The organism is Micromonospora sp. NPDC005686 (assembly GCF_042871665.1).
Taxonomy (GTDB): Bacteria; Actinomycetota; Actinomycetes; order Mycobacteriales; family Micromonosporaceae; genus Micromonospora.
The window spans coordinates 75728-91338 of record NZ_JBIAIY010000005.1; the positions used below are offsets into that span (position 1 = coordinate 75728).

Consider the following 15611-nt stretch of genomic DNA (forward strand, 5'->3'; position numbering starts at 1 on the left):
GGCGGCGCATTCTGCCCGACCACCGCGCCGCCGGGGCCGACCACCGTCCGGTCCGGCCAGGACAGCCGGGGCCGTCCGCACGAAAAGGTGAGGTGGCCTCACCGGCCGGCCGGGCGGGCGGGCCGGGTCGGCGGTCAGGTGGCCGCCGCCGGGTCGGCCGACGGAAGCGTGACAGTCACCTCCAGGCCGCCGCCGGGCTGGGCGACCGCCTTGACCGTGCCGCCGTGCGCGTCGCTGACGGCCCGGACGATCGACAGGCCGAGACCGGAGCCACGCGCGCCGGTGCGTTCCTGGCCGCCGCGCCGGAACGGCTCGAACAGGCCGGGTACGTCGGCCGGGGCGACCTCGAAGCCGGTGTTGCCCACCACCAGCCAGGACCGCTCCCCGTCGGTGCCGGTGCGGACCCAGATCCGGCCGTGCAGGTGGTTGTAGCGGACCGCGTTCTCCACCAGGTTGCCGGCGAGCCGGTCGAGCAGTCCGGGATCGCCGACCACCGGCGCCGGGCGCAGCGAGGTGTGCACCTTCAGGCCGATGCGCTCCACCTCCCGGGAGACGGCGGACAGCGCGTTGGCGGTGCCGATGGCGAGGTCCGACTCGGTACGCCGGGCCAGCCGCCGCCCGGTCTGCGCCTCGCTGCTCGCCAGCACCAGCAGCGCGTCGACCAGCCCGTTCGCGCGCTCGGAGGCGTCGCGCACCACGCCTGCCATGCGGCGGTACTCGGCGAGGTCGGCGTCGTCGTCGCTGAGCGTCACGTCGATTTCGGTACGCATCACCGCCAGCGGCGTACGCAGCTCGTGCGAGGCGTTCGCGACGAACCGCTTCTGCGTCTCGAACGCGCCGCTGATCCGGTCGAGCATGGCGTCGAACGTCTCGGCCAGCTCGGCCACCTCGTCGTCGGCGCCGGACCAGCCGATCCGCTCGTCGAGCGTGGCCTCGCCGAGCCGGCGGGCGGTGGCGGTGACCTGGTGCAGCGGGCGCAGCGCCCGGCCGGCCACCAGGTACGCCCCGGCCACGCCGACCACGCTGATCGCGACCAGCGCGAGCAGCCCCTTGACCAGCAGCTCCTGCGACGCGGCGTCGACCAGCTGCCGCTGCCACTGCCCGGCGTCGAGGCTGCGCCCGTCACTGAGCACCACCGTGGTGCCGGGTAGCAGCTCGTCGGTGGGGCGCAGCGCGTCGCGGACCAGCAGCCAGGCCAGCAGCACCAGAATCGCCCCGGCGCCGACCAGCAGCACGCCGTTGAGAAGGGTCAGCCGCAGCCGCAGCGTCGGCCGCACCCGGCGCGCGGTCCGCGTGGTCACTGCTGAACCCCGCCGATGCGGTATCCCGCGCCCACGACGGTGTCGATCAGCGGCGGGTCGCCGAGCTTCTTGCGCAGGGTCATCACCGTCACCCGGACGATCGTGGTGAACGGGTCGGTGTTGGCGTCCCAGACCCGCTCCAGCAGCTCCTCGCTGGACACCACGGCGCCGCGTGCCTTGAGCAGCTCGGCGAGCACGCCGAACTCCTTGTTGGTGAGGTCGAGCGGCACTCCGCCCCGGCTCACCGCCCGGCGCGCCGGGTCGAGCACCAGGTCGGCCACCTCCAGCACCGGCGGCGCCGCCGGGGTGGCGCGGCGGCCGAGCGCCTGCACGCGGGCCACCAGCTCGTCGAACGCGAACGGCTTGGCCAGGTAGTCGTCGGCGCCGAGCTGCAACCCCTCCACCCGGTCGGCGACGGTGCCGCTGGCGGTCAGCATCAGCACCCGGGTCAGCGCGCCGGAGGCGGCCAGGTCGGCGCAGATCCGGTCGCCGTGCACGCCGGGCAGGTCGCGGTCCAGGATCACCACGTCGTAGCGGGTGACGAACGCCGCCTCGTGCCCGGCGTCGCCGTCGTAGGCGACGTCGACTGCCATCCCACGCTTGCGCAGCCCGCGCGCGATCGCGTCGGCGAGGTTGCGCTCGTCCTCGACCACCAGTACCCGCATCCCGGCCTCCCACCTCGTGACCCCTGACAACCTAGTGCGGCAGGCCAAACCCGCCGCCGCAGGAGCCGACCCCCGAGGCGTCCGCCGACGGGCGCGAGGCGTGCCGCCGCCGAAGCGCGCGGGCGCGAACCGCGCCCGGCACCGGCTCCGCTGCTGCTCTGGCTCCGGTCTGGTCACTCTGTGCGACTCGGACACCGCTTCGCCGCGGAATCACATACCGTGACGGCCACTCGCTCACCCGAAGGGACCACCGAGCCACCCGGATCGCTCCTACCAGCGGAAACGGTGAATCGGGCGCCGGCACATAAGATGCCGCTCCGCGCCCTTTGCTCTGCAGCCTCATGCGCAGCGGTAGCCGTGGGTCACCGTCGCGTCGATGGCTGCAGAGCAAAGGGCGCGGGGTGACGATGCCGGGGAGCAGGCGGCGACTACGGGTGGTGACCGAGAGGCGGACGGCGGCCACGACCGGCGGCCGCCGCCCGCCGTTGCAGAAAACCTTCGGGTACGCGATGCTCGGCGACGATGATCGACAAGCGCAGCAGCCACAGGGGCGCGTCCACGCCGGGCGGGTTCCCCGTGACCGGCCGCGACGTCGCGTACCACCGGTTCCGCTTCCCGGCGGACCGGGACCGTGGTCACGCGGACGGGCTGCGTGCCGGGCCGGACGGGCTGACGCTCGACGGCGCGGCCGGCCGGGTCACGCACACCGACCCGCACTCCGGGACCACGGCCGAGTACGCCGCCGGCACCTGGACCTCCCCGGTGACGCAGGCCGGCTTCGCCGTCACCGAGCTGGTGCCCTCCTGGACCGCCGACACCCCGCCCGGCTGCTGGCTGCGCGTCGAGCTGCGCGGCTGGGCAGACGGCACCGCCACCACCGGCTGGTACGACCTGGGTCACTGGGCCGCCGACGACAGCGCGGTGCACCGCGCGTCCGTACCCGGGCAGGAGGACGACCGGGCGCGGGTCGCCGCCGACACGCTGCGGGTGACCGGCGCGACGGTGACCGGCTGGCAGGCCCGCGTGACGATGCACCGCCGGCTCGACGCCCCCGCCGGCCCGGTGCTGCGCACGGTGGGCGTGGTCGCCTCGACCGACCCGCCCGGCGGCGCGGAGGCGGCCGGCGGCGGAGCGGACGGCGCGTGGGGACGGGTGCTGGACGTGCCGCGCTACGCGCAGCGGCTGCACGCCTCCGGGGAGAGCCGCTGGGGTGGCGGCGGCGACTCCTGGTGCAGTCCCACCTGCGTTTCGATGGTGCTCGACTACTGGGGCGCCGGCCCCACCCCGGACCGGTACGCCTGGGTCGCGCCGCCCGGTCCCCGCCCGCAGGTGGTGCACGCCGCCCGGCACTGCCACGACCACGCCTTCGGCGGGCCGGGCAACTGGCCGTTCAACACGGCGTACGCGGCCACGCACGGGGTGGACGCCTTCGTGACCCGGCTGCGCTCGCTGGCCGAGGCGGAGCGGTTCGTGGCCGCCGGCATCCCGCTGATCGTCTCGGCCGCGTTCACCGCCGGCCAGGTGCCCGGACTGGACTACGACACCCGGGGACACCTCATGGTGCTGGCCGGCTTCACCGCCGACGGCGACCCGGTGCTCAACGACCCGTACGCGCCGGACGACGAGCGGGTCCGCCGCGTCGTGCCGCGGGCACCGTTCGAGAGCGCCTGGCAGGTGGGCAGCGGCGGGGTCGCGTACGTGCTGCGGCCGGAGTCGACGCCGCTGCCGCCGCCACCGGCGCAGGCCAACTGGTGATCAGCGGCCGACCGGCCAGATCGCCATGCCACCGGTCGGGCGCAGGCACACCAGCGCGGTACCCGTGTCCGCGCACTCGGACCAGGCACCCGGCAGGATCCCCCGGATCCGCACCTGGCCGGCAGCCACGTCCAGCGCGCCGACGAGCGTCCGGTCCTCGGTGAGCGTGCGCAGCCCTACCAGCGGCGCGGACGGGAAGTCGTTGCCGGAGACGCGCCAGCGGCCCAGCCGGGCCAGCACCCGGCCGGTCGGCGGGTCCAGCGCCGACAGTTCCAGCTCCTCCCCCACCCCGCGCTCGGCCGCGATCAGCCGGTCGCCGAACGGGCCCAGCCCGAGCCAGCGCTCGTCCGACCAGGCGGGACGGCCGGTCGCCGGGTCCAGGGCCTGCGCACCGCCCCTCTGGTTGCGCAGGCACACCATGCCGGCGCAGTCGGCGAACCAGAGCCCGGCGCGGGAGCCGGTCGGCACGCTCCACCGCTCGTCGAGCCGGTCCAGCCCGTACGCGATGACCGTGCCCCGGGCGTCCTCGACCAGCAGGAGACCGGCCACCACCTGCGCGTACCGGTAGGCGCCGCGTTCGGCCACGGGCGCCACCCGGCCGGTGTGCGCGACAGCGCCGGAGTCCGCGTCGTACACGGTCACCCGGCCCTGCGGGGTGACCAGGACGAGCTGCGTCACCCCGTGGTCGTCATGGCGGTAACCCACCTCCTGGCCCGGCACCGGCAGCGTCCACCGCACCGCGCCGGAGGCCGGGTCCACTGCCCGCACGGTGCCCGCGCCTGGTGGTTGCGGATTCTCCAGCAGCAACCCGCCGGACGCGGTCCGCACCGGGTAGCCGGGATGCCGCCAGCGCAGCGTGCCGGTCGCCGGGTCGAGCATCGCCGACACCGAGTCGCCGTCCCCGGCCGGGCTGCTCGTCACCAGCAGACCGCCACCCACGGCGGTGAGCCCGAGCACGTGGTCCCCGGCGGTCAGCGCGAACCGCCAGACGGGTTCCCCGCCGGGCAGCCGGTGCGCGGTGACCACCCGTCCACCCCGGCCGATCGCGCCCGGGCCGTCGGCCACCACCACCCGGCCGGGCAGGATCACGAACGCGGCCCCCTGCGGGGCGGATACCCGGACCGGCTCGGGCCGGCGCGGCGGCCCGGCGGCGGCGGTCACCACGAGCAGGACCAGAGCGCCGGCCAGCACGACGCGCCCCACCCTGCCCAGCGGCGGCCTCGGCGACGCCGGGTACGGCTGGTCGGCGGACTCGCCGTGCCGCATCTCCCCCAGTTCGATCACCGGGCTCACGGCAGCCGCCGCACCAGGAAGCCGCCGCCGGGCCTGCGGCAGACCAGCAGCCTCACGCTGGTCGTGCAGTCGGTGCCGGTGATCACTCCCCTGATCGGGGGCGGGTCGCCGGACAGGTTCATCTCGGCCAGGAGTTGCCGGCCGCCGCCCAGCGGCCGGGTGGCCAGCAGCGGCCCGCCGGACTCGTGTTGCGGGGCCAGGGTCCAGCCGTCCAGCTCGGCGATCAGATGCCCGTCGGTCTGGCCGAGCACCGCCAGGCCGCCGGCGCCGGTGGCGGTGTCGCCGACGAGCAGCCGGTCGCCGCGCGACGCCGCGACGCCCGCCCACCGGTCCGCGCTCCAGAGCACGGCGCCGGTCGCCGGGTCGAGCGCTGTCATCCCGCCGGCCGGGCGGGCGGCGCAGAGCAGGGCGCCGCAGTTGTCGACGTAGTCGACGAACTTCTGCTCGACGGTCCAGCGCGGTCGCAGCGTGTCCAGGTCGTACGCCTCGACGGTCCCGTCGGCGTCGCGGATCTCCAGCAGCAGCCCGCCGACGGTCAGCACCTGGCGCTGGGCGGGCGGTCGCACCGGGTGCAGGTCCCGGGCCGCGACCCGCGCGCCGGTGCGCGCGTCCACGACCACCGTCTGCCCGGTCACCGGGGACAAAACCATGCGTTCCGCCCCGGAGCCGTAGTCGAGCCCCAGCATGCCCGTCGAGGGCATCGTCCACATCGTCCTTCCGTCGGCCGGGTCGACCCGGGTGATCGACGGGCTGGGATCGGATGCGGCGGACTGCGACAGCAGCACCCCGCCGACCGCGAACGCGACGCCGCGCCGGCGCCAGACGTCCGCGCCGGTGGCCGCGTCGTACGTCACCGTCTCCCAGGCCGTGTCGTCGCCGGTCGGGCCGGTCACCATCACCCGGCCGTCCTGCTGCCACACCGACACGGCGGTCCCGGCTCCGGGCAGCGGACTGCGCCACAGTTCCCGTTCTCCGCGGTACGCGACGAGTTCCCGCCCGTCACCGCGGTTTGGCCGCACCACGTACACCACCTCGCCGGAGACGAACACGGCCGATCCCAGCCCGCCGGGCAGCGTCCACTCCGCCGGGTGCCGGGGCGGTGCCGCGGCGGTGAGCGTGAGCAGCGCCACCAGCAGCACCAACAGGCTGCGGAACGGACGCCCGACGGCACGCGGCGGGCGCGGGGCCGGACCGGGCGAGGCGTCGCTCAACTCCCCCAGATCGATGACGGTCACGGCCATCCTCTCCCGCGCGCCGGGCCGCCGCCCGGCCGTGACCGGACACGTGACGATCCGCCTGTACGATGGCGCGTCGTGGCCGTGCCCGTGGTGGACCCCTCGTTGAACCCCTCGTCCGTCGAGGCGGACGCCGTCGTGGCCGACCCGCCGCGCCGCGCCCGTCGCCGGCCGGCCCGCGCCGACGTGCTGGCCATCGGAGCCTATGTGTTGCTCGGTGTCCTCGTCTGCCTCAACTATTGGGGCGACGTCGAGAACCGGGTCTCCTCGCACCTGCCCACCGACCACAGTTGGTTCGAGTGGCTGTTCGCCCACGGCGCGTACTCCGTGCAGCACCTGGAGAACCCGCTGTTCACCACCCGGCAGAACGCGCCGGACGGGGTGAACATGATGGCGAACACCTCGCTGCTCGGGGTGACGTTGCCGCTGGCGCCGCTGACGTTGCTGCTCGGCCCGCAGGTGATGTACGCGCTCTATCTGGGCGCCGCGCTGTCCGCGACCGCCGCCACGTCGTACTGGGTGCTGTCCCGGCACCTGGTCCGCTCCCGGGGCGCGGCGTTCGTCGGCGGCGCGTTCCTCGGTTTCGCGCCGGGCATCGTGCACCACGCCAACGGACAGCCCAACTTCGTGTCGAACTTCCTGCTGCCGCTGATCGTGGCGCGGGTGCTGCGCCTGGGCGAGCCGGGCCGCTGGCGGCGCAACGGGCTGGCGCTCGGGCTGCTGGTCGCGTACCAGATCTTCATCAACGAGGAGATGCTGCTGCTCACCGCGCTGGCCTGCCTGGTCGTCGTGGTGGTGTACGCGGTGCAGCGCCCCCGCGCGGCCCGGGAGCGGGCCCTGTCGTTCCTGGCCGCGATCGGCGTCGGCGGCGGCCTGGCGCTGCTGCTGACCGCGTACCCGATCTGGTTCCAGTTCAACGGCCCGCAGTCCTACCGCGGCCTGCAGGGCGGCGTCTTCCACAACTGGGGCGAGGACCTGGTTGCCTTCGTCACGTTCGCCCGGGACACGATCGCCGGCGACGAGGCGGTGGAGAAGACCATCGGCCTGACCGAGCAGAACACCTGGTTCGGCTGGCCGCTGGTGCTGGTGGCGCTGGCCGCGCTGGTGCTGCTGGTCCGCCGGTCGGTGCCGGCCCGGATCCTGGCCGTGCTGGTGGTCGTGTTCACGATCGCCTCGATCGGCCCCGTCGTGCGGTTCAACGGCGCGGAGACCGACATCGACGGGCCGTGGGCGTACGTGCCGGACGACCTGCCGCTGGTCGAGATGATGATGCCGACCCGGTTGAGCCTGATCGTGGTGGCCGCCGTCGGCGTGCTGCTCGCCCTGGCGTGGGACACGCTGGCCGGGGCCGGCCGGCCGCCGGTGCCCGCCCCCCGCGCCGCCGCCGACGACAGCCCGGACGACGGCGACGGCGAGGCGGCCCGGCGCGACACGCGCCGCCGGGTCCTTCGCCTGGCCGGGCTCGTCGCGATCGCCGCCGCCGTGGTGCCGCTGATCCCGCGCCCGCTGCCGGCGGAGCGGATCGACCCGCCGCCGCACTTCATCACCGCGGGCGGCTGGCGGCCGTACGTGCCGGAGGGCCGCACGCTCGTGCCGGTGCCCATCCCCAGCAACGTGCACGGGCTGCACACGCTGCGCTGGAGCGCGCTGACCGGGCACGAGTTCCCGGTCCCGGGTGGCTACTTCATCGGCCCGAACGAACGCGGTGAGGGCGTCTTCGGCGCCCCGAACCGCCCCACCAGCACGCTCATCTACTCCACGATGGACGCACGCGAGGTGCCGGACATCACCGAGGAGAACCGCCGCCAGGCCGTGGACGACCTGCGTTTCTGGCGGGCCTCGGTGGTGGTGCTCGGGTCGGGCCCGCGCGAGGCGGTGCTGCGCGACCTGATGGCCGAGCTGCTCGGCCCGCCGCAGCGGGTCGACGACGTGTGGCTCTGGGACGTGCGCGACCGGGTGTGACCCCTGCCGGTCAGCCGACGAGCGGGCGGACGTCCCACAGGTGCCCGCCCGGCACGTCCCGGCCGGGGCCGACCAGCGCGTCCACAGTGGCGCGTACCGGGTCGCCGGGCGTCGAGCCGGCCTGCACCAGCGCCGCCGCCCGCCAGTGCCGCAGGTCGTCGGCGACCTGCCGGCGTTCCGCCTCGCCGACCGGCGGCACCCGGCCGGTCTCGGCGGCCCGGCGCAGCAGCAGCGACGTGGGCCGGTCCGGCGCGCCCCAGCGGGCGGCCTCGTCGGTGGCCGAGCGGGGGCCGATGAAGTACCCACCGGGCGCGTCGAACGCCAGCGCGGTGCGCGCCGACCAGAACATGGCGGGGCTGACCGCCGCTCCGGTCACCGGCGGCACCGGCACCAGCGTCCGGCCCGGTGGCACGTACTCCCGCCAGCCGCCGCCGGACACCACGGCCGGGACCGGCGGGACCGGCACCGTGCGGATCGGCGTCGGCGCCAGCGGCAGCAGCGCGGCGGCGACCGCGGCGGCCCACGGCGCCCAGGTGCGCACGCCGCCGCCCCGGACCCGGTCCAGGGCCAGCGCCAGCAGCACCCCGAGCACCGGAACGCAGACCAGCGCGAACCGCGCCGGCACCACCAGGTCCAGCAGCGGCACGTCGGCGAGCAGGCGGTACGGGCCGGGCACGCCGGTGTCGTGCCGGTTCACCACCACGCTCGTGCCGAGCGACAGCAGCGCGAACAGCAGACCGCACGCGGCGAGCGCCTGCACCAGCGGCCGCCGCCACAGCCGCACCACCACGAGTACGGCGAGCAGCGGCAGGAACGGCCCGAAGAACGAGTTCTGCTCGGTCGGGTTCGGCGACAGCAACCCGGCCCGGCGGGCGTCCCCGGCGACGGTCTGCCGGGCGGTGGCGGCGAACGAGACCACGTCCAGCCGGTAACCCTCGGTGTGGAACGGCATCCCCCGGTAGTGGCCCGGCCCGGCGAACTGGAACCACAGCGGGTACGCCAGCAGCACGCCCGCGACCAGCGCGCCGATGCCCAGCCGGCGGGCCACCACCGGCGCCAGCCGACGCGCGGCGGCCCGGTCGGCGAGCGCGTACGCCCCGGCGAACACCCCGGCCGCGAGCGCCAGGAAGACCAGCACCTCCTCGCCGAGGAACACCTGGTACGCGACGGCCAGCCCGAGCAGCACGCCGTCGCGCCGGACCCGGTCGGAGGCGGGCCGGAACACCAGCGCGAGAATCACCGGCACCAGGAACTGCGCGGCCATGTGCAGGTGCGCCCCGGCCTGCGCCACCATGCCCGGGGCGAAGCCGCAGAACAGGCCGCCCACCGCGGCCGCGGCCCGGGAGCGGACCAGCCGGCGGGCGAGCAGCGCGTACCAGGCGGTGGCGGTGCCGGCGAGGCTGAGCGTCACGGCGACGAGGAAGGCCGTCTGGGAGCCGAAGACGAGGGTGACGGGGGTGAGCGGCACGCCCAGCCCGAGCACCGACGTGTTCGCCATCAGGTTCACCCCGTCCGGGGCGTTCAGCGCGCCGCTGTGGAGCGGGTTCTCGCCGCCGGTGACCGCGCGGGCGGCCCGGGCCAGCATCCACTCGAACAGCATCTGGTCGCCGGCCTGGTGGAACAGCCGTTCCGGCCGGCGCCACTGGCCGGTGGTGAGCAGCACGGCGAGACCGAGGTAGCCGGCCACCACCAGCGCGTCGACCGGACGGGGCCGGCGGCGGGGCGCGGGGGCGGGGGCCGCCGGTTCGGTCAGGCGGACCGGCTGGTCAGTTTCCGCACGTCCCACAGCCACACGTCCAGCTCCTGCCGGCCGGGGCCGACCAACTGCTCCACGGTCCGGCGCAGCGGCTCGGCGTTCTGCTCGTCGCGCGGCAGCACCACCAGCGCCGCGTTCCAGTGCCGCAGCTCGTCCAGGTAGCGACGGCGCTGCCGATCGTCCAGCTTCGGCGTACGGCCGGTCGAGGACACCTCGCGCAGCATCTCGCCGATGCCACTGGGCCGGCCGCCGAAGCGTCCGGGGTCGCCGGTGACACCGTTGCGCGGCGCGAGGAAGTAGCCGCCGGGGATCTTGAAGTCGAGGTTGGTGCTGGCCGCCCAGCGCATCGGGTCGGTGTTGCCCATCGCGGGCACCGGCACGGAGACGAGCGTCTGGTCCGGTCCGACGTACCTGCGCCAGCGGTCGGCGGTGATGAACTCCGGCACCGGCTCCCGCGTGGTGACCTGCAGCGGCATCGGCGCGATCGGCAGCAGCGCGAGGACCAGGCCCGCGGCGGTGAGCCTGCGGGCGGTGGGCCGGTCCACGCCGCGCAGCGCCCAGGAGCGCCGGACCGCGTACGCGAGCAGGATCGCCACCGTCACGCCGGTGATCAGACCGAAGCGGGTCGGCACCACGGCGTCGAGCAGCGGCAGCCGCACCAGCAGCTCCCACGGTCCGGTGGCGATCTCCCGGTCCCACCAGGAGATCCGCTCGCCGAGGGAGAGCACGGCGAAGAACAGCCCGGTGGCGGCGAGCGCGCGGACGATCACGTCGCGGCGCAGCCACACCACGATGCCCACGACCAGCAGCGACAGGCTCCAGCCGAAGAACGCGTTCTCCTCGGAGTAGTTCGGCGCGAGGTTGACGTTGGCGCGCTCGTTGCCGCCGAACGTGGGCGAGCCGGGCGCGAAGAACGCGGCGATGTCGTTGCCGTAGTCGCGCACCGCGTCGCTGAGCCCGTGGTACGCCATCGGCCCGGCGAACTGCACCCACAGCGGGTACGCCAGCAGCGCCCCGGCCAGCGCCGCGCAGACCGCCAGCCCGGCACCGAGCGGACGCCAGGCCGTCGTCCACCGCTCGCGCTGCTGCACCACCACGGCGATCAGGAACACGCCGAGGCCCAGCGCGGTGAAGAGCAGGATCTCCTCGTTGATGAACGCCTGCGCGGTGACCAGCAGCGCGAGCAGCACGCCGTCGCGGACCGGCCGGGCCGACCGGGTCAGCACCAGCGCCCGCCACACGATGAACGGCAGCAGGAACTGACTGATGATGTTCGGGTGCCAGTTGGCGTGCGACAGCATGGCCGGGGAGAACCCGCAGAACCAGGCCGCCACGGCGGCGGCCGGACGGTGCCGGATCAGGTGCCGGGACAGCACCCGGTACCAGGCGGCGGCGGTGCCGGCCAGGCCGAGCGTGACGAGCGTGACGAAGGAGACCGCCGGTCCGAACAGGAGGGTCACCGGCACCATCGGGATGCCGAGCGCCAGGATGGCGGTGTTCGCCATCAGGTTGACGCCGTCGGGGTAGTTGAACTGCTCGGTGAAGAACGGGAACTCGCCGTGCAGCACCACCCGCACCGAGTGGGCCAGGAAGAACTGCACCTGCGCCGGGTCGCTGCTGTAGAGCGCGGCCACCCGGCCGGCCGGGTCGACCCAGATGGCGCTGGTCACCCAGATCGCGGCGAGCAGGAATCCGCCGTACACCGTGAGGTCGATCCGGCGGCGGGTCCACCGCCACCGGCGCTCGCGCCGCGCGCCCGGCGTGGCCGGCGCCTCCGCCGTGCCCGGCTCGGTAGTGGTGGTGGTCGCCGGCTCGGGCTCGCTGACGGTGACCGGCGGTGGGTCCAGGGTGGCGGCACGGTGGCCCGTCGGGGCGGCGGCGTCCGGCGTCGAGGCGCCGCGGGTCTCGGCAGGCGTCACAGTCGGCGGAGTCTACCGGAGCCGGATATTGATACCCGAATCGCCCGTCACGTTCCGCAGTGGCCGACCGACCGAAAGGGTGAGCCGGGCGCGCCCAGGTGACCGGCCGTCTCGTACCATGTGGGCTTCCGACCGACGACCGGCGAGGGGATCAGGGTGCTTTCAGCCCGCCGAGGCGCTACGACGGGCATCGCGCTGGCAGCTCTGCTGCTGGTCACGACCGGTTGCGGGCCGGTCGCCGAACGGCGGCCGACGGACCTGCGGGTCGGCTACGACAGTCTCGACGGCACCCTCGCGGTCTGGCCTCCGCGCGGCAGCCTGGCCGGCGACACCGCCGCCACCGCCGCGATCACCACAGCGGTACGTGGCTGGCGCTCCCCGGTGGACGACCGGGTGCACATGCCCACCTCCGGCATCCTCTTCTCCGGTCAGGTAGCCGGGTCGGCGCTCGCCCTGGTCGCCGCCGACGTGCCCGGTGAAGCCGCCTCCTGGCTGCTGCAACTCGACCGGGACGGGCAGCGCTGGCGGGTCACCCACGCCACCGAGTACACCGACGCCGGCTACCTCGTCTACTCCGACGTGCTGCCGGTGCGGGAGCCGGCCGGTCGCCGTTACCTCACCTCGGCCCGCGTCGAGCGCCTGGCCGGGCCCGACGGCAAGGTGCTCCGCAGCACCGACGGCCTCACCGACCCGGTTACCGTACCGGAGTGCCGGGCCGTCGAGTTGACCGCGACGCTGCGGCCCACGACGTCGCTGCCGCGCGGCCGGGCCGCGGACCGCGTCCTCGACCTGGGTACGGCCACCGAAGCGCCCCGCTACCCCCTGGTACGCGACGAGACGGGCGCCGGCAAGCGCGCGCTGACCGGGTTGGACACCTGCGTGCTCGCTGGTGAACGGGGCCCGTTCGGCAGCGTGCCGCGGCGCATCGGCGACCGCGACGCGCCCCGCTCCGCGCCGGAGTCCTGGCCGATGGCGAAGATCACCACTCGCTCGCTCGGCTCGGTGGCTCTCGGTGACGGCGAGCCGGGCGAGCTGGAGCAGCTCAGCTGGGAAACCTCGGGCGGGACGATGACGGCTGTGGTCTACCGCCCGGCCGGCGGCGGCACCCCGATGGTCTCCCCCGCCGACCGGTCCACCACGCTTCAGGCGTACCACCTGCCGATGCCGGGCCGCCCGCTGGCGGTGCTGTCCTGGCGTACCCGGGACGCCTCGTTCTCCGCCCCGCCCGGCACGACGCGCCTGGTCGACCGTCCCGGCCTGGTGGTCGTCGAGCACACCGACCAGAGGCAGACGTTCAGCCTGGCCGGCACCGAAAAAACCTGGTACCGCTCCCTCCCCACCCCCTGACCCCGCTGCCCCCGCCCTCCCCGCTGCCGCCCCGCTGCCGCCCCGGGGTCGCCCCACCCCGTCGATCATGAACTTGACGGCGACAAACCGGACACAATCTACGGCCAACCTCATGATCACCGCACCGCCCCGGTGATCAAGGAGTTTGAGTCACCCGGGCAGCCTCTCACGCACCCGAACTCCTTGGTCGACAGGGACGAGCTCGCCCCGACCTCGGCGATCTTGCAGTTGGTGCCCCTTCGATCGGGGTGAAACGGGCAAACCAGGCCCTCGCGATCTTGCGATTGCGGCCCTCCGAAATCAGCGAAGCCGACACCAGGAGGGCCGCAAATGCAAGATCGACGCGTAGACCCGGCGGGAACCGCGCGGGCGGGTGGGTCAGTTCTGGGCTCGGGCCTCGTCGGCGGTGGCCGGGTCGACCGGGGCGGCGTCCAGGCTGGAGATCCAGCCGGTGACGTCGCGGGCCACGTCCTGCGCGGTCAGCCGCAGGTCGGCCAGGATCTGCGCGCGGGTGCCGTGCGGGTGCCAGTCGGCAGGCACGCCCATGTCCTTGACCGGTACGCGGACGTCGGCGTCGCGCATCGCCTGGGCCAGCGCCGAGCCGACGCCGCCGATGCGCACGCCGTCCTCCACGGTGACCACGAGCCGGTGCGAGGCGGCCAGCTCGACGAGTTCGGCCGGCACCGGGCGCACCCAACGCGGGTCGACCACAGTCACGCCATACCCCTGCTCGGCGACCCGGGTGGCGACCTCCACGCCGAGGCCGGCGAACGAGCCGACAGCTACCAGCAGCACGTCGGTACGCGCCGACTCGGCCAGCACGTCCACCGGGCCGACCCGGCGAACGGCCGGCAGGTCGGCGGCCACGGTGCCGGTCGGGAAGCGCACGATGGTCGGGCCGTCGTCCACGGCGACCGCCTCGCGCAGCTCCTCGCGCAGCGTGGCCGAGTCGCGGGGCGCGGCGATCCGCAGGCCGGGCACCACGCCGAAGACGGACATGTCCCAGATGCCGTAGTGGCTGGGCCCGTCCGGGCCGGTGATGCCGGCCCGGTCCAGCACGAACGTGACGGGCAGCTTGTGCATGGCCACGTCCAGCAGGACCTGGTCGAAGGCGCGGTTGAGGAACGTGGCGTAGACCGCGACCACGGGGTGCAGGCCGCCCATCGCCAGGCCGGCCGCCGAGGTGGCGGCGTGCTGCTCGGCGATGCCCACGTCGTACACCCGCTCCGGGTACTTGCGGGCGAGCGTGGCGATGCCGGTGGGCTCGGCCATGGCGGCGGTGATGCCGACCACGTCGGGGCGCTCGTCGGCGATCGCGACCAGCTCGTCGGCGAAGACGTTCGTCCACTTCACCGACGGCACGGCGAGCAGCTTGCCGGTCTCGGCGTCGAACGCGCCGGGGCCGTGCAGGCAGTCCGCCTCGTCGTCCTCGGCGGGACGGTAGCCGTAGCCCTTGCGGGTGACCGCGTGCACGATCACCGGGCCGCCGAAGTGCTTCGCCGCGCGCAGCGCCGCCTCGACCGCCGGCACGTCGTGGCCGTCGACCGGGCCGACGTACTTGATGCCCAGGTCCTCGAACATGGCCTGCGGGGCGACCGCGTCCTTGATGCCCTTCTTGACCGCGTGCAGCACCTCGTACATCGGCTTGCCGACGAACGGGGTGTTGCCGAGGGCGTCCTTGACGGTGTCGAGCACCTTCTCGTAGCCGGGGTTGAGCCGCAGCGACGACAGGTGGTCGGCGAGGCCGCCGATGGTCGGCGAGTAGGACCGGCCGTTGTCGTTGACCACTATCACCAGCGGGTTGCCGGCGGTGGCGATGTTGTTCAGCGCCTCCCAGCACATGCCGCCGGTGAGCGCGCCGTCGCCGACCACGGCGACCACTGAGCGCTTCTCGCCGCGCAGCGCGTACGCCTTGGCGAGCCCGTCGGCGTACGACAGGGCGGTGGAGGCGTGCGAGTTCTCGATCAGGTCGTGCTCGCTCTCCGCCTGGCTGGGGTAGCCGGAGAGGCCACCGCGCTGGCGGAGCTTGTCGAAGCCCTCCTGCCGGCCGGTGAGGATCTTGTGCACGTACGCCTGGTGGCCGGTGTCGAAGAGGAGCCGGTCGCGCGGCGAGTCGAAGACCCGGTGCATGGCGAGGGTCAGCTCGACCACACCGAGGTTGGGGCCGACGTGCCCGCCGGTGCGGGAGACCTTGGCGATCAGGAAGTCACGGATCTCGGCGGCGAGGATGTCCAGCTGCTCGGCGGTCATCCGCTTCACGTCCTGCGGGCCGTGGACGGTGCCCAGCAGCCGGCCGTGGTTGGCCGTGCCCTCTTCAACACTCATGACCGGAGAGTCTATCGGCCGCGCGACAGTCCGCAGCCTGGCCGTGCATCGAC

Annotated in this window: 10 protein-coding genes; 3 read left to right on the forward strand and 7 right to left on the reverse strand. The window is 74.5% G+C overall.

Translation table 11 applies throughout. The features are described 5' to 3' along the window. Window positions 1-134 precede the first annotated feature (134 nt). Window positions 135-1301 carry a sensor histidine kinase gene (locus ACFYON_RS13600; protein ID WP_387189111.1) on the reverse strand — a complete coding sequence of 389 codons (1167 nt, stop codon included), beginning with the start codon at window positions 1299-1301 and terminating at the stop codon, window positions 135-137. Further along, window positions 1298-1966, reverse strand: coding sequence for a response regulator transcription factor (locus ACFYON_RS13605; RefSeq protein WP_354865425.1), 669 nt, complete (start codon window positions 1964-1966; stop codon window positions 1298-1300). The genes ACFYON_RS13600 and ACFYON_RS13605 overlap by 4 nt, the downstream gene beginning before the upstream one ends. Before the next feature lie 522 nt (window positions 1967-2488). Between ACFYON_RS13605 and ACFYON_RS13610 the strand changes: the two genes are divergently transcribed. Next, complete coding sequence (locus ACFYON_RS13610; protein WP_355096084.1) at window positions 2489-3721, forward strand: peptidase C39 family protein; 1233 nt, start codon at window positions 2489-2491, stop codon at window positions 3719-3721. On the opposite strand, the gene ACFYON_RS13615 is transcribed toward ACFYON_RS13610, so the two are convergent. Then, window positions 3722-5014 (reverse strand): PQQ-binding-like beta-propeller repeat protein, encoded by a 1293-nt coding sequence (locus tag ACFYON_RS13615; RefSeq protein ID WP_354865429.1) that lies wholly within the window; start codon window positions 5012-5014, stop codon window positions 3722-3724. Continuing rightward, window positions 5011-6249, reverse strand: coding sequence for a PQQ-binding-like beta-propeller repeat protein (locus ACFYON_RS13620; protein ID WP_354865431.1), 1239 nt, complete (start codon window positions 6247-6249; stop codon window positions 5011-5013). Before ACFYON_RS13620 ends, ACFYON_RS13615 begins: the two co-directional genes overlap by 4 nt. 93 nt (window positions 6250-6342) lie before the next feature. Between ACFYON_RS13620 and ACFYON_RS13625 the strand changes: the two genes are divergently transcribed. Next, window positions 6343-8211 carry a hypothetical protein gene (locus tag ACFYON_RS13625; RefSeq protein ID WP_387187526.1) on the forward strand — a complete coding sequence of 623 codons (1869 nt, stop codon included), beginning with the start codon at window positions 6343-6345 and terminating at the stop codon, window positions 8209-8211. 10 nt (window positions 8212-8221) lie between these two features. Here ACFYON_RS13625 and ACFYON_RS13630 read toward each other — a convergent pair whose 3' ends face one another. Further along, the gene (locus ACFYON_RS13630; RefSeq protein WP_354865432.1) at window positions 8222-10003 is read right to left on the reverse strand and encodes a hypothetical protein; all 1782 of its coding nucleotides are present in this window, start codon (window positions 10001-10003) and stop codon (window positions 8222-8224) included. Further along, window positions 9961-11682: a hypothetical protein gene (locus tag ACFYON_RS13635; protein ID WP_354865989.1), complete on the reverse strand. Its 1722-nt coding sequence runs from the start codon at window positions 11680-11682 to the stop codon at window positions 9961-9963. Before ACFYON_RS13635 ends, ACFYON_RS13630 begins: the two co-directional genes overlap by 43 nt. 360 nt (window positions 11683-12042) lie before the next feature. Between ACFYON_RS13635 and ACFYON_RS13640 the strand changes: the two genes are divergently transcribed. Then, entirely contained in the window at window positions 12043-13233 is a 1191-nt protein-coding gene (locus tag ACFYON_RS13640; RefSeq protein ID WP_354865434.1) for a hypothetical protein, read from the forward strand. 378 nt (window positions 13234-13611) lie between these two features. Here ACFYON_RS13640 and dxs read toward each other — a convergent pair whose 3' ends face one another. Beyond that, window positions 13612-15558, reverse strand: a complete 1947-nt coding sequence (dxs, locus tag ACFYON_RS13645) for a 1-deoxy-D-xylulose-5-phosphate synthase (protein WP_354865436.1) — start codon at window positions 15556-15558, stop codon at window positions 13612-13614. Window positions 15559-15611: the final 53 nt, after the last annotated feature.

Excerpts from the sequence above, each read along its gene's own strand:
- dxs (WP_354865436.1), bottom strand. The coding sequence starts at position 15,558 with ATGAGTGTTGAAGAGGGCACGGCCAACCACGGCCGGCTGCTGGGCACC.
- ACFYON_RS13610 (WP_355096084.1), top strand. The coding sequence starts at position 2,489 with ATGATCGACAAGCGCAGCAGCCACAGGGGCGCGTCCACGCCGGGCGGG.
- ACFYON_RS13605 (WP_354865425.1), bottom strand. The coding sequence starts at position 1,966 with ATGCGGGTACTGGTGGTCGAGGACGAGCGCAACCTCGCCGACGCGATC.